Origin of the sequence: Clostridium thermarum (assembly GCF_006351925.1) — a bacterium.
In the GTDB taxonomy this organism is placed as follows: domain Bacteria; phylum Bacillota; class Clostridia; order Clostridiales; family Clostridiaceae; genus Clostridium_AU; species Clostridium_AU thermarum.
Map to the genome: position 1 here is coordinate 3522274 of NZ_CP040924.1, position 13751 is coordinate 3536024.

At 37.2% G+C, this 13751-nt stretch carries 9 protein-coding genes; 4 read left to right on the plus strand and 5 right to left on the minus strand.

Translation table 11 applies throughout. The features are described 5' to 3' along the window. Positions 1 to 36 precede the first annotated feature (36 nt). Positions 37 to 963: a tetratricopeptide repeat protein gene (locus FHY60_RS16250; protein ID WP_139906007.1), complete on the minus strand. Its 927-nt coding sequence runs from the start codon at positions 961 to 963 to the stop codon at positions 37 to 39. A 33-nt stretch (positions 964 to 996) separates the two neighbouring features. Further along, positions 997 to 1143 carry a hypothetical protein gene (locus FHY60_RS18065; protein WP_180375424.1) on the minus strand — a complete coding sequence of 49 codons (147 nt, stop codon included), beginning with the start codon at positions 1141 to 1143 and terminating at the stop codon, positions 997 to 999. Positions 1144 to 1392: 249 nt separating this feature from the next. Between FHY60_RS18065 and FHY60_RS16255 the strand changes: the two genes are divergently transcribed. Beyond that, positions 1393 to 2187 (plus strand): thymidylate synthase, encoded by a 795-nt coding sequence (locus FHY60_RS16255; RefSeq protein WP_139906008.1) that lies wholly within the window; start codon positions 1393 to 1395, stop codon positions 2185 to 2187. Further along, the gene (locus FHY60_RS16260) at positions 2187 to 2693 is read left to right on the plus strand and encodes a dihydrofolate reductase (RefSeq protein ID WP_139906009.1); all 507 of its coding nucleotides are present in this window, start codon (positions 2187 to 2189) and stop codon (positions 2691 to 2693) included. The genes FHY60_RS16255 and FHY60_RS16260 overlap by 1 nt, the downstream gene beginning before the upstream one ends. Positions 2694 to 2794: 101 nt before the next feature. Here FHY60_RS16260 and FHY60_RS16265 read toward each other — a convergent pair whose 3' ends face one another. Next, on the minus strand, positions 2795 to 5083 hold the full coding sequence (locus FHY60_RS16265) for an ATP-dependent Clp protease ATP-binding subunit (RefSeq protein WP_139906010.1): 2289 nt from the start codon (positions 5081 to 5083) through the stop codon (positions 2795 to 2797). A 312-nt stretch (positions 5084 to 5395) separates the two neighbouring features. Between FHY60_RS16265 and FHY60_RS16270 the strand changes: the two genes are divergently transcribed. Together FHY60_RS16270 and FHY60_RS16275 are read left to right on the plus strand one after the other, a co-directional pair. After that, positions 5396 to 5665, plus strand: a complete 270-nt coding sequence (locus FHY60_RS16270; protein ID WP_139906011.1) for an ACT domain-containing protein — start codon at positions 5396 to 5398, stop codon at positions 5663 to 5665. A gap of 24 nt (positions 5666 to 5689) precedes the next feature. Next, positions 5690 to 7045, plus strand: a complete 1356-nt coding sequence (locus FHY60_RS16275; protein WP_139906482.1) for a PFL family protein — start codon at positions 5690 to 5692, stop codon at positions 7043 to 7045. A gap of 113 nt (positions 7046 to 7158) precedes the next feature. Here the strand turns inward: FHY60_RS16275 and FHY60_RS16280 are convergent, their stop codons facing one another. Then, on the minus strand, positions 7159 to 11817 hold the full coding sequence (locus tag FHY60_RS16280) for a VWA domain-containing protein (protein WP_139906012.1): 4659 nt from the start codon (positions 11815 to 11817) through the stop codon (positions 7159 to 7161). Then, entirely contained in the window at positions 11814 to 13748 is a 1935-nt protein-coding gene (locus FHY60_RS16285) for a serine/threonine-protein kinase (RefSeq protein WP_139906013.1), read from the minus strand. The genes FHY60_RS16280 and FHY60_RS16285 overlap by 4 nt, the downstream gene beginning before the upstream one ends. Positions 13749 to 13751 lie beyond the last annotated feature (3 nt).

Below are 13751 nucleotides of genomic sequence, written 5' to 3' on the forward strand. Positions count from 1 at the left end.
ATTTCATCCATAACTTGTCACTGTTTAGTATTTTTTCTATTTATCAACATTTCCTTCTGTTCGTAACTTTAAGCACGAAGCAACCTCCATCAGCTCTTCATCCTGGGCAGCGTACTCCTGGAACTCAGGATATATTTCTATGGCCTTCTTCAAGTCTTCCACAGCGCTTTTATTATTGCGGACCTGCACATAGAAGCATGCACGGTTATAGTATAAAAAACCAGCATCTTCATTATTATTTATCCCTTCACTTATAACCTCTATGGCTTTATCATAGTCCTGTTTCTCTTTATATAATATTGCTAAATTTAAGTAGCTGTAAGGATACTGAGGATTTTCCCTTATGGATGCCTTATAAAATTCTTCAGCCTGAGCCTCCTTACCTAATTTTGCACTTATGACTCCCATGTTAAACAGGGCCATATAGTGATAAGGGTCTATTTCCAAAGCACGGCTAAAAAGTTCGTAAGCTTTAGGGTATAGGCCTTCTTCCTCATACATGGCGCCCAGATTAAGGTTTGCCCAAAAGTCTTCAGGATTAAGCTGTAGTACTTTTAGGAAGTATTCTTCTGCCTTATCTTTCATGCCCATATCCAAGTATATATTTGCTGCGAAAAAATAGGCCTTATTATAATCAGGGTTTAGTTCTATGGCCTTTTCATAGTACTTAAGAGCCTCACTGTAGTTTTGATCGTTATCATAAATCATACCCAGTCCATAATATCCTCTTGGCTCTTCAGGATTTAAGGTTATGACTTCTTTAAACAACTTCTCTGCCTTTTGGTCCTCATAAATCTCATCATATAAGAGAGCCATATCTATAAGGAGCTCTACATCTTTCTTGCCCTCAGGCTGTTCATAGGCCTTTTCGTACATTTCCAAAGCTTTGTCTATATGCCTCTTAGCATAAAATATTTTAGCTAGTGTCTTATAATTACCGTATTTATAATTTTTTTGTATCATTCAATCAATCCCTTAACATGAAAAATTCTTACTTTATCTTCTTATTCCCCTTACCCTTAGCTTTTCCTTTAGCACTTGGAGTCTTATGACAATGCGGGGCAAAGTATCTCCGTAGCTTTTATTATAAGCATCAAAGTTCAAAGCTTCAAGAAAATTTGAGGGAGCCTTTTTATTCATCATGGGATATACCAAAGTCAATAAGGGATGGATGTCCATCTTGTTTTATAAATATATCATATATGTGTTATAAAAGTACCAGTGTATAGTATACGTAAAAGCGGATGGCTTTTACGGGGTAGAGCAGATTTGATTAAAGTTGAGAAAACTTTTCACTTTCCACTTGTCACTGTTTAGTAATTTCTTTCTATTCTCCTCATCAAAATTATGTTATCATATTATGTAGAAAATAAAACTACAGGAGGCAGTGCTATGAGTAACGCAGATAAACAATACTTAACTTTGGTTAGAGATATTTTAGAGAATGGCTTTTATGAAACTACAAATAGAACTGGGATGCCTACATATAAACTTCCCCATAAGATGTTTCAGTTCCACCTGCAAAAGGAGTTTCCTATCCTGACTACAAAGTTTGTAGCTTTTAAGACTGCAGTTAAGGAATTGCTTTGGATATACAGGGATCAGTCAAATGATGTCAGAAAGCTTCATGAACAAAATGTACATATATGGGATGAGTGGATGATGGAGGATGGAACCATAGGAACTGCCTATGGTTGGGTAGTTAAGGAGTATAATCAGGTGGATACTCTGATTGAAGGTTTAAAGAAGGATCCCCAAGGTAGAAGACATATAATGAGCCTTTGGCAGATACCTCACCTTAATGGCGGTGCCTTACACCCTTGTGCCTTTATGACTATGTGGGATGTTACCGAGGATAGATTGAACTGTATGCTGGTACAGCGTTCTGCGGATGTTCCTCTAGGTCTGCCATTTAACATGTCTCAATATGCGGTACTTGTACACTTGATTGCTCAAGTAACTGGCTACAAGCCAGGACTCTTTACCCATGTTATAAATAATGCACATATATATGAAAATCAGATAGATGGTATGAAGCTTCAGCTTTCAAGAGAGCATGAAGCCTATGAAGCTCCAAAACTCTGGATAAATCCCGAAATCAAAAACTTCTATGATTTTACCATAGATGATATTAAGCTGATAGATTACAAGCACCACCCAGCTATTAAAATGGAGGTGTCCGTTTAATGTTAAGTGCAGTGGCAGCTATAGGTAATAACAATGTTATTGGCGGCAATAACGGACTTCTGTGGCATCTTCCGGCAGACTTAAAAAAATTTAAAGCAATCACTATGGCCGGCAGCCGGACCATGATTATGGGCAGGAAGACCTTTGAGTCTCTTCCAGGAGTTCTGCCCGGAAGGAAGCATATTGTACTAACTAACAATACTGATTTTCATGTTGAAAGTGACAATGTAGAAGTTGTTCACAGCATAGAAGAAGTAGGGCCCTATATCCAATCTGAGGAAGAATACTTTGTAATTGGCGGGGGACAAATCTACAAGCTCCTGATGCCCTATACCTCAAAAATGTATATTACAAGAGTCTATGGTGATTTTGTAGGTGATACCTATTTTCCGGAGTGGGATGAAAGCCAATGGAAAATTATAGACAGGGTTGAAGGAGTTCAAGATGAAAAGAATAGGTTTAGGCACGAGCTTATAACCTATGTAAGAAAATCAATAAAAAGTTAAAATTCATCACAGAAGACGCCAAATACGCCGAATTATCAGAAGGGGTTTTAGTAAAAAGAGCTGCCGCACTTTTTTGTTGAGTGCGGCGGCTCTTGATATTTCTATACAATTATAACTTTTCCGTCAGCGTAGTCAATTTTTATTCTGGAACCTTCTGTGATTTTCTTGGTTAAGTAGGCATCGGTAATCTCATCCTCTACATATTTCTGAATAGTTCTTCTTAGTGGTCTTGCACCATACTTAGGATCATAGCCCTTATCCAGAATAAATTGCTTTAAGGCATCAGTAAATTCTATGGTAATGTGCTTTTCCCTTGCCTCTTCAGAAACTTCACGAAGCATTATATCAATAATTTTATAGAGTTCCTCTTTTATAAGGCTCTTAAATACTATGACGTCATCAACTCTGTTCAGGAACTCCGGCTTAAAGATATCCTTGAGGGCATCCTTTACTTTTCCTTCTATTACCTCATAGCCCTCCTGAGCAAAGCCGATGCCGTAGGATTTAAAGTTTGTTCCTGCATTAGAGGTCATGATTATAATAGTGTTTTCAAAATAAACTGTCCTGCCTTGATTATCTGTAAGTCTTCCATCCTCCAATATCTGAAGTAACATATTAAATACATCCGGATGGGCTTTTTCTATTTCATCCAGCAATAACACAGAGTAGGGTCTTCTTCTAACCTTTTCTGTGAGCTGACCCCCTTCATCGTAACCCACATATCCCGGAGGCGCTCCAATAAGTTTAGATACAGTATGCTTTTCCATGTATTCCGACATATCAATTCTTATTAAAGCATCTTCTGATCCGAAAAGTTCTGCAGAAAGAGCTCTTGCCAACTCTGTCTTACCTACTCCCGTTGGTCCAACAAATATGAAGGATGATGGCTTCTTCTTCTTTCTAAAGCCAAGTCGATTTCTTCTTATGGCTCTGGAAATATTGGTAACTGCTTCATCCTGGCCTATAACCCTAAAGTGCAGTCTCTCCTCTATATTTATAAGTCTCTGAGCTTCTTCCTCAGTAATTTTTTGAACGGGAATTTTTGTCCAAGCTTCAATTACATATGCCACATCATCTATAGTTAAAGTTACATTAGAGCTTTCTTTTTCAATTTTATTTATTTTCTCTTCAAGCCTGCATTGCTCCACCCTGTACTGAGCCGCTCTTTGATAATCATTTGCTAAGCCCGCTTCTTCTATTTTTGTGTTTATCTCTTCCAGTTCCTCTTTCAGTGCTTTTAATTCCACTAAACCTTTATTTTTCAAATTAGCTCTTGAGCTGGCCTCATCGATTATATCAATAGCCTTATCCGGAAGATATCTGTCATTGATATATCGGCTAGAAAGGTTTGCTGCAGCCTCTATTACCTCATCAGGAATTATTACCTTATGGTAATCTTCATAGTAGCACTTAATGCCTTTTAGGATTTCAATTGTATCCTCTACTGAGGGCTCCTCTACTATAACGGGCTGAAATCTTCGTTCCAGAGCTGAATCTTTTTCTATATGCTTTCTGTATTCTTCAAGGGTTGTAGCTCCTATTACCTGTATTGCTCCCCTTGCAAGAGCCGGCTTTAATATATTGGCTGCATTTAGAGCTCCGCCTTGCGCTTCTCCCGCTCCAATAATATTATGAACTTCATCAATGACAAGGATTATGTTACCCAATTCCTTAGCCTCATCGATGATAGCTTTCATTCTTCCTTCAAATTGACCTCTGAACTGAGTTCCGGCTACCACTGCCGTTAAATCCAAGAGATATACCTCTGCGTCAAAGAGCTTAGCAGGAACTTGCTTTTCTGCTATTCTTACAGCTAGCCCCTCCGCTATAGCTGTTTTACCTACACCCGGTTCTCCAATTAGAATAGGGTTATTTTTTGTCCTTCTGTTTAGGATCTGAATGACTCTATCTATCTCCCTATTCCTGCCGATTACTCTATCCACACTTTTATCAAGAGCCTTTTGAGTCAAGTTGGTTCCGTATTTGTCTAAATTCTTCTTCTTACCTCTAGACTTATTATGTTTTTCTTTTTTATAATTATTGTCCTCAATCTTTTGATCCCTCTCATAAGCATCTGAAAAATTCTGTTCAGTAAAGCTTGCTTCTGCGTCTTTATCCTTTGGCATCATGCTGTTAAACAGTTCCATCATGTTGGTGCTGTTCAGGAACTCTTCCATTTCTCCATCCTGGAACATGCTATTCATCTGTTCGCTGAGGTTTTCTAGTTCCTCTGGGGAAATTCCCGCTTGCTGTACGAGCTGATCTACCACTGGCAGTCCCATTTTCTTCGCACAATCCAAACATATTCCTTGAGTTTCTGTCTTCCCACCTTCTATCTTAGTCGTAAAAATAACTGCTAAATTTTTATTGCAAATTGAACATTTCTTCATATTATAAATACCTCTCTATCTTCACAAAAATTACATGCAAGGATTAAGTATAGTATACCATAACTGCGAAGTTATAGTAGATACTTTTATATATCTGAAGTTACACTAAAATTATAACTTTAACTTATCCAGACCTATAGTAAAAAATGTTCAAATAATAAAAATATTTTTTATTTTTGTTATGTAAAAGTTTACTTTATGCCAAACTATATAGAAATAGCCCTTAAATAATAGTATAATAAACAAAAATAAACACACTTAAGGAAGTTAATTTTATATTAATGGGCCAAAAATCTAAGGGGGTTATATTTTATGCGCGCAGTAATTACTGTAATTGGAAAAGATAAGAAGGGAATAATTGCAGGAGTCAGCTCTGAACTGGCTAATTGTGGTGTGAACATTTTAGACATCAGCCAGACAATTCTTCAGGAATATTTTACAATGATAATGTTGGTAGATTTAAGCGACATGTCTGTAAATTTCGATGAATTAAATGAAAAGTTGGAGCTTAAGAGCAAGGAGCTTGGGGTATCAATAAAAGCTCAACACGAAGATATCTTTAATTCAATGCATGAAATATAGGAGAAATGGGGCTGCACTATGAATATAAATAAGGATAAAATACTAGAAACCATTGAAATGATTGATAAGGAAAAACTTGATGTACGTACAATTACTATGGGTATATCACTGTTGGACTGTATCGACTCTGATGGTGAGAAATGCAGAGAAAAAATATACCAAAAAATCACAACTAAAGCTGCTAACCTGGTTAAGGTAGGAAATGATATCGAGAAGGAATACGGTATTCCTATAATCAACAAAAGAATATCTGTTACACCTATATCCCTTGTTGCCGGTGCCACCAACGATACAGACTACGTTGAATTTGCCAAGACCCTTGACAAAGCAGCCAAAGCTGTGGGCGTAAACTTTATCGGAGGCTTTTCTGCCCTGGTTCATAAAGGCTATACAAAGGGTGATAAGCTTCTTATAGAATCTATACCGGAAGCTTTAAATGTGACAGAAAGAGTCTGCGCCTCCGTAAACATAGGTTCCAGCAAGGTTGGTATTAATATGGACGCCGTACGAGAAATGGGACATATTATAAAGAAAACCGCAGAGTTAACAGCGGACAGAGATGGACTTGGCTGTGCTAAGTTCGTTGTCTTTGCCAATGCCGTTGAAGATAACCCCTTTATGGCAGGTGCCTTTCATGGAGTTGGCGAGGGAGATTGTGTAATAAATGTTGGCGTTAGTGGTCCAGGAGTTGTAAAGCGCGCCTTGGAAAAGGTTAAGGGAGCAAGCTTTGATGTAGTGGCAGAAACTATAAAGAAGACATCTTTCAAGATTACCAGAATGGGTCAGCTTGTAGCTTCTGAGGCTTCAAGAAGACTTGGTGTTCCCTTTGGTATAGTGGACCTGTCCCTAGCTCCAACCCCTGCCGTTGGCGACAGTGTTGCTCACATACTTGAAGAAATGGGTCTTGAATACTGCGGCGCTCCGGGAACTACCGCTGCCTTGGCCTTATTAAACGATGCTGTGAAGAAGGGCGGAGTTATGGCCTGCAGTCATGTTGGCGGCCTAAGCGGTGCTTTCATACCTGTCAGCGAGGACATTGGAATGATAACTGCTGCAGAAGTTGGCGCTCTTACTTTGGAGAAATTAGAAGCTATGACCTGCGTATGTTCCGTTGGTCTTGATATGATAGCAATTCCGGGAACTACTTCAGCGGAAACTATATCGGCAATAATAGCTGATGAGGCTGCTATTGGAGTTATAAATAATAAAACCACTGCAGTAAGAATTATTCCTGTACCCGGAAAAGACCTAGGTGACAGTGTGGAATTCGGAGGCCTTCTTGGAAGAGCCCCAATTATGAAGGTAAATCCTTTCTCCAGCACGGACTTTGTGGCTCGAGGCGGCAGAATTCCTTCACCGATACACAGCTTTAAGAATTAATATATTTTAAGTGTATATTTCCGGCAGATCTACACCATTTTCCCTTTAAATATAGTCTTAAAAAAATTTCCGGTAGGATCAAAGTAACTTTGATCCTACCGGAAACTCATCTTTTATACTGCTTGTTTTAATTGTTTTATTCTTGATTTTATAAGCACAAAGAATATTAATCCTGTGAGCAAGTTTACAATAGCGAAAGTAACATAGGTGTACAGTCTAACATTTCCGTTATATCTTACAGAGATAGTATATTGAGATTCATTTCCATTACTATCCAAGGCGCTGATAACAATATTATTGTTTCCATAACTCAGCTTTATCACCTTCATAAAGTCTCCGGTTTCATTTACTTGCAAAGATTCTCCATTTACAGTCAGCTGTGAACCTGCTTCTGTTTTTCCGCTTATTGTCAGTGTCTTTTTATCAGCAACAAAATCCTTATAGCTTCTGTGCATTTGCAGTACCGGAGCCTTGGAGTCCACCGTATACAGCTTATCTATACTGTTAATCATGCCATCAGCTTCACTGGTTATTCTTATTTCGTTTACTCCTTCTTCAAGATTTATATAGTAGTTTCCAGACTTTTTAATATCCTTCTTATACTCCTGGTTATTCAATATAATCTCTGTGGTTCCTTCCTTTAACAGGTCTATATTTGCAGCAACCTTATTAATATTAATTACTTCCTTGTCCGGATTCCATAGTATCTTCACCAAAAGCTCTCCTAAGTTTGTGGAACTCATATCTATTACTTCTGACAACGGTCCTTCAGTACCATTATAATTATAGGCAGCAACTTTGTATTTCTTATTCATTGCTACATTTTCAATAATTATGTTTTCGGAGAAGTACTGTGTTACTGAGTTAGCAGGATTAATATTTCCTGCATGGTCGGTTTCATATATTCTTACTCCCTGAATATCGCTGTTAGTCAATGGCTTAGGCTTCAATACCAGGTTACCATTAGTTATATAAACCCTTTCAAATTCAACCTTAGGCGGTGTGTTTGGATCTGTTATAGTTATGGGTGTATTGAAGTATCCAAAGCTTGGTACTGACTGTCCATTGTCAATGGAGGCGAAGATATAGTAGTCTCCCACCTTATAGTCACTCATATAAATGTTTACTCCTGTACTGTATACATCGTAAGCAATATCTGAGCTAAGCAACAGCTCATCTTTGAAGTCTTTAGTACTGCTGGCATATACATTGATTACTGCACCAGCCGCATTTTGGCAAGCCCAAGTTATATTTAAATATCCGTTTTCAAAAATCACATTAGATATGGTTATACTTGGTTGCACAATGGCAGTTTCTGTATCAGTACTTCTTCTCTCTGCACCATCAAAACCATATTCCTTTATATGATTACCATTATCTATAATTACAGAGTCATCTATTATCTTAAATTGGCTATCCGCAGCACTGCCTACAGTTCCCCTATAAATACCTGTCATGCCGGTTTCGTCCATGGATAAATTACCATTACCGGATATCAGGCCAACTTTGTCGTTGTTTATCTCTATGGTGCTGCCTCCAAAATAAGGTGCTTCGCTCATGAAGGCGCTCTTCAAATTCAGCTTTACCTTATCATTTTTTAGTTCTCCAGCCAAGTTGTACTTACCATTCTCCCCTCTTTCGATGATTATTTCACCAGTAAGCTTTGAATTTCCCACCGCCTTAACAGCTTCCCCTTTGGATACAACCTTTATAAAAGCTGTCTGAGGGTCTATAATTTCCGTAACCTTCTCAGAGAACTGAATTCCGCTCTTACTGAAATCCACGGCCAGTGCTTTGCCGGAATTAACAGTTATCTTTTGTATTTTAAATTCTTTGGCTTCATCCTCTAGAGTTATATCATAGGCACCTTTGTATTCAATCATCTTGTCGCTCCAGTTTTGTCTATATTCAATTTCTCCGTTGCCTGTCCATACATCTCCTTCATTGGTAATTTTGGAATTTCTGATAGTGAAGCCTTCATTATCATAATAAAGGTTTTCTGCTTCAAGCTTAGCCTTCTCTGAGTCCAGTTTAAAACTAACTATGTTCGCCTCAGAATAGTAGCCATTCTGTTCCTTTATAACCCCAATTCTTCCAAAGGAATTAACAGAAAAATCATCGTTTATTACAATTTTTTCAAGATATAGTTTAAGCTTTTTATATTCTCCACTGCCGCTATCTATAAAAATCTCTCTTGTTTCTCCATTAATACTGAATTCTCCGTCATTAAGTAATACCTTTTTGTTATTGACCACCTTATATATCTTACCTGTACCTGTTATATAGTTATTGTCATTAATATACAAATCCCCATCAATGGTTATTGTATCATTTATAGTAGTTATTCCCCTGAATTGTTTTCCGCTGTAAGAACCTTCTGCGTTAGGATTGTTTATAACATTCCCCTTTAAGGTAATATTGCCATAAACTGCAGTGGTATAATTTTCTTCTCCCTTCACCAAAATGCTCTGCGGGGCAGAGTAAATGTTGCCATCTCCATCCTCCAAGTACAGAGTATATCTTCCCTGTTCAAGATACCAAGGAAGTTCTACTGATACTTTAGTTTCACTGCTTTCTTTGATGTCCAACACTACCCCGTCTAAATATGCCTTACCTATCTTTTTACCTATACTTGCCTCTGTGAGATTTACAGTCACTGAAGGCTTACACTCAGCCTTCTGCTGAATGTAAATTTCTCTAGGAGATATTGCGGAGGCTACAATTTCATAACCATCCGTGATGATGTCATTATAATTTTCAGAATAATTTTTAACAGCAAAAATTTCCTCACCAGGATACTCAAGTTTTATTTGTCTAAGCTCTTTATCTGCGCCAACTGCTTCATAATCAATTCTTACAATATTATTAAGCTGGTCTCTTATAATATCATACATGTCATCAACTTCATCGCCGCTCTTTACGTGAAGGTATTGTCCACCGGTTTCATAGGAAATCTTCTGTAATACCGTATTGTCTTCAGCTAAGCCAATTGAGAACACCGGAACCCCCATTTCTTTAGCTCTGTCTATCACATGTGGAACCAAAGTTTGATTTTCATCATAGCCGTCAGTTAAAAGAACAATGGCCCTATTGCCTACCTTATCCTGAAGCTTCGTCAAGCACTCGTTCAAACTACCAAAGATATTTGTACCTCCTGCAGTATATACAGAATTGATACTGCTTTTCAGAGTTTCTTTACTTCCTGACCCTTCAAAGTCCGTTAAAAATTCTATACTGTCATCAAAAACAGCAAATAGTATTCTGTCATTATCATTCATTTTATCTACAAACTTTATGGCTCCATCCTTAGCATTCTCAAGTCTGCCGTCAGACATACTGCCGCTGTTATCCATAACCAGTACTATATAAGTCTCCGTTTCATCTTTAGTTTTAAAATCAAAATTCTTAATCTCAACTCCGCTGTCTACTAATTTAAAATCCTTTTCATTCAAGTTGTCCCTATCAGGTCCGGTAAACTTAAAATAAGCTGATATCTTTGGATACTCTGAACTATCAACTTTTATCAGTTTCATAGATGTATTTTTTGTACTGAAGTAATTAACAACATAGTCATTCCAAGTAGCAGTATTCTTTTTGCTATACCATTCCTTAACAGAATATTTGCTCAGGTTATTTGCTATCCTTTTACTTGAGTCATTTGTAGGTCTGTCCAGCTTTAAAACATTAATTAAGGTATAGATTTCATCTTCCTTATCATAATACTTGTTTATTAATTCCATGATATTGTCCATAACCACTTTAGCTTCTTCTTTATTCTCTGTGAGAACTAAGTATTTTGCCTTTTGCTGTTGTATATAAATACTTTTCTTATGTTTCTTTATTACATTATCTATACTTTCTTTTATAGCTTTTGTACTTTTTTTGCCTTTAAGTAAATGTCCTAACCCCTTGTTTTCTGTATCATAACCAGTTTCATCACTATTTAACTCATCCAGATATAGTTCCGTCAATAAGTAAGCTGTCTCTTCATCCTTTATGTCACCATATCTCAAAGCTTCAAGGGCAGATTCATTATCACCTATAACCATATAGGATCTTCCTAGAGTTTTTAAAATTAAAGGATCTTCTTCTACCTTTGCAGGCTGCTTCTTTATAATTTCAATTGCCTCGTAAGCCCTTCCTTGCTCAATAAGAACAAAAGCCTTAGAATATGTTGCATATACATCTCCTTTTTCCCCATATTCTAATATAAGTTCCTCTGTCCTTTCATTAGAACTTTCTATTATTTTTTCATCTATTTTAGCAATTTCATTAACATACTGTATTTCGTCGGTACTTTCGCTAAGTTTTTGTGAAACCTCAATCAAATCCTCATATTTGTTTTCATCCTCTTTATTACGTTTCATTGCAGTTTCAAAGGCGTCCTTAGCCTCATTATACCTTTTCTGCCCAATATTTATATATCCCATCAGCTCATAAGCTTCATAGTCCTTTGGCCGGCTGTCAATTAGTTCCTCAGCAATTACCTGTGCTTCATTGAATTTTCTCTGCATAAAATAAGCAGAAGCCAGCCCAACCCTGGCATTTTTATTTCCATTATCTATGCTTAAAAATTCCTTATAATATTCTTGAGCCTTTAGCGGCTCATTATATTCCATAAAATGCTGTGCTAAAAATAGCTTTTCTGCTGCCATTTGCCTTCTTTTGCTATTATCAGCATCAGCCATTAGTATCAAGATAATGCCTGCGGCCATCATCAATATTACAACCAGGCTAACTATAAGTCCTTTCTTGCTTCCTTTCTTACTCATCTTTTCTCACTCTCCCTTATTCTCCTCAAATAATCTTCTGCCTGTTTTGATTCCTCAGAGTCAGGTTTAAGGGATATTCCCATTTGTAAATACTCCTTAGCTCTGGAATAATCCTTCCTTTCTGTAGACTTTTCATTTTCTGTAACTATAGCAAGATAACCCATTTGAAAATAAGCTGAGGCATATGACTTATCCGTTGCAATAGCCTTTTCAAAATACTCAAAAGCTTTAGTATACTCCTTAAGAATTCGGAAGTTCATACCCATTTTAAGGTATATTTCCTTATCTGGCGAAGCAGCCATTATATATTCTTCAAAAATCTCATTACTCTTCCGTGCAAAGTCTTCATTTTCTTCATTCCAGGCAAGTCTTTGATACATCTCACCGGTTTTATATAAGATTTCTAAGTCCCCGCTAAACTTTCTTTCTGCCTCCTCAAGAATAGATAATGCTTTACCGCCATCCCCTTGCTGTTCTAATAGCTCAGCATAAAACAATACATATCTTTTATTGGACGGATCAATAGCCATTGCACTCTCAATACTTTTTTCAGCTTCCTTTAGGCTGCCTTTCCCTCGGAGGATTTCTGCTTTTAAGTAACTTACGTAGCTATCCGCCTCATCTTCCCTTTCCAACTCCCCTGCTAGTCTTTCAGCAGAGCTAAAATCCTTTTTCTTTACATAAACAACACATAAGGCTTCTTTTGCCTCTTTATAATTCTCATCTTCTTCCAGAGCCATCTTTAAATAATCTTCTGCTGAAGTGTAATCACCAACTTCAGCATAGGCTCTGCCTATTACATAAAACAATTCCTTATCAGCTTTTATTTTTTCTCCATATTGTTCATAATTGCTTACTGCCTTATCACTTTGGTTTTGTCTGATATAAATTTTATATAATTCCCTATAAGCCTCAGGATATTCAGGTTTTTCTATAGTTAAGTCCACCAGTTCTTTTTCCGCAACAAGTACCTCACCGTTTTTATACTTCTCTAAAGCAGCACTGACATTGCTGTTATATCTATTAAAGTTCCTTTCTTTTAAACCTTTATAGACTACGTTGGCTGTACCTAATAATGTTATGAATATTGCCCCTATGACGGTATATTTTACTACAGTCCTCAAATTCCGGTGAGTAATTCGTTTATTTATCTTTTCTATATTGTTTAAGTCCTGCATCATCTCCATAATATTGTTATATCGTAAAGATGGATTATCTCTTAAACATTTCATAATTATCTTTTCCATAGCCGGTGTTACATTACTATTTAGGTCCATGGGCTTTACTATAGATGTTTCCGGGAGATTTCTTTTGTCTCTGGGAGGCTTTCCTGTTAGGAGAGCATACATGGTTGCTCCCAAATTATATATGTCCGTCTTCTCATCAATATAGCCCCGGTACTGTTCCGGTGAGGCATAACCCGGTGTACCATAGCTTTTTACTTCCTTTTCACTGCTGTATTCCTTGGCTATACCAAAATCTATTACCTTCACCTTGCCTTGTTTATCAATCATAATATTTTCCGGCTTCATATCTCTATATATAATAGGTGGACGATGTGAATGGAGATACTGGAATACACCACAGACTTCCTTTGCCCAGCTAATTACAGTTTCTTCTTCAAAAGGTCCTCTTTCTCTCAGTAACTTATCAAGAGAGACACCTTCTATATAATCTTCAACTATGTAGATGTAATTATGGATTCTGAATATGTCTATTATTCCGGGAAGGCTTGGATGCTTTAATCTTCTCAATATATCTGGTTCCACCAGCAAATCGCTCAAACTGCCGTTAACAAGTCTCATTTCCTTAATGGCCCAAAGATTTTTCAGAACTATATGTTTGGCTTTGTAGACTCTGCCCATGCCTCCCTGGCCTATCACCTGTACTATTTCATATTTATTATCAATTATATCTCCAATATTGAGCATCCT

What these genes read in the sequence shown, in the direction of transcription:
- FHY60_RS16250 (WP_139906007.1), bottom strand. Translation starts at nt 963, where the DNA reads ATGATACAAAAAAATTATAAATACGGTAATTATAAGACACTAGCTAAA.
- FHY60_RS18065 (WP_180375424.1), bottom strand. Translation starts at nt 1,143, where the DNA reads ATGATGAATAAAAAGGCTCCCTCAAATTTTCTTGAAGCTTTGAACTTT.
- FHY60_RS16255 (WP_139906008.1), top strand. Translation starts at nt 1,393, where the DNA reads ATGAGTAACGCAGATAAACAATACTTAACTTTGGTTAGAGATATTTTA.
- FHY60_RS16260 (WP_139906009.1), top strand. Translation starts at nt 2,187, where the DNA reads ATGTTAAGTGCAGTGGCAGCTATAGGTAATAACAATGTTATTGGCGGC.
- FHY60_RS16265 (WP_139906010.1), bottom strand. Translation starts at nt 5,083, where the DNA reads ATGAAGAAATGTTCAATTTGCAATAAAAATTTAGCAGTTATTTTTACG.
- FHY60_RS16270 (WP_139906011.1), top strand. Translation starts at nt 5,396, where the DNA reads ATGCGCGCAGTAATTACTGTAATTGGAAAAGATAAGAAGGGAATAATT.
- FHY60_RS16280 (WP_139906012.1), bottom strand. Translation starts at nt 11,817, where the DNA reads ATGAGTAAGAAAGGAAGCAAGAAAGGACTTATAGTTAGCCTGGTTGTA.
- FHY60_RS16285 (WP_139906013.1), bottom strand. Translation starts at nt 13,748, where the DNA reads ATGCTCAATATTGGAGATATAATTGATAATAAATATGAAATAGTACAG.